General features: G+C 69.4%; 1 protein-coding gene. It reads left to right on the forward strand.

Translation table 11 applies throughout. From position 1 onward, the window contains the following. A partial coding sequence (locus DAT35_RS59755; RefSeq protein ID WP_108077997.1) for a DUF2380 domain-containing protein occupies positions 1-1,085 on the forward strand: 1,085 nt, incomplete at both ends.

The raw sequence follows: 1,085 nt of genomic DNA on the forward strand, positions 1-1,085 counted from the left end.
ACCGGCGCCGGGCCTCCCGTGAGGAGGTGACGGCGGCGGGCCCGGACAGCGCGGAACGAGAGGTGCGGCAGAAGACTCGCGCGGCCCAGTTGGCGTTTCGCGGTGCCATTCGCGAAGTATCAGGCTCCACCCGCCGCATCTCCGGCGAGCTCGCCCGGCTCAAGGTCAGTGGCCGGGGCCTCGCCAGCGCAAACGATGTCTTCCTCCGCTATGCCGACTACGGCACCGAGCAACTGCGGTGGATTGACGCCCAGCTCGCCGCCGCCACCCGGCTGGCCAACGCCGCTTCGGAGGCGGAGGACCCGGACATGCAGCTCGCCCTGCTGCGCGTGGCCGGCCCACGGCTGGAAGCCGCCATGGTGGGCTCGCTCCTGCTCGCCGTCTGGCTCGACTTCCTCAACCTCGCCGACGTCGCGCTCAGACGACACCTCTACTCCGTGGAGACGCTCTTCGCGGACATGAAGCGCAGGCAGAAGATGCTCGAGCCCGCAATGGGGGCGCTCTCCTCCCGGGAGCACGAGCAGGTGGAGGCCGCGGCGCAAGACGTGCCCCCGCTGATAGGCCACCTCACGAAGGATTTCGCGACCACCGTGGAGAGAATGCGCGTGGGGGCGGAAAACCTCCAGAAGGTGCTACTGCTCAAGGAGGCCATCGAGACTGTCACCATGCTCTCGACGATGAGGTTTTCGCTGCCCTCGGTGCCGCCGTCCGCTCCCGCCCTGGTCGGCATCGGCCTGGCGGTAGGCGGCGACGGCGTGATGATGGGCACGCGGCTTGTCGTGTCCGCCGAGTGGGTGGAGATGGTGCGCCAGTTGGTGCGCGCGGGCGTCCTCTCCCTGCCCGTCGTCAGCGCCGCCGTGCGGATTCAGGCGGGCCAGGTGATGCTGGCGCAGGTGCACGGCGAGCTGCCACAGGGCGTGCGCGACGCGCTGGGCGATGGGCCAGAGGTAGGTGCCATGCACGAGACGGGCAAGGCGGGGGCTGGCATGGCCGAGCCGCCGCGGCACCACGTCATGCCCAAAGAGTTCCGCGAGTGGTTCGAGAAGCGCGGCTTCACTGGCGAGATGGACATTGACGAGTTCTGC

The organism is Vitiosangium sp. GDMCC 1.1324, assembly GCF_003044305.1.
Taxonomy (GTDB): Bacteria; Myxococcota; Myxococcia; order Myxococcales; family Myxococcaceae; genus Archangium.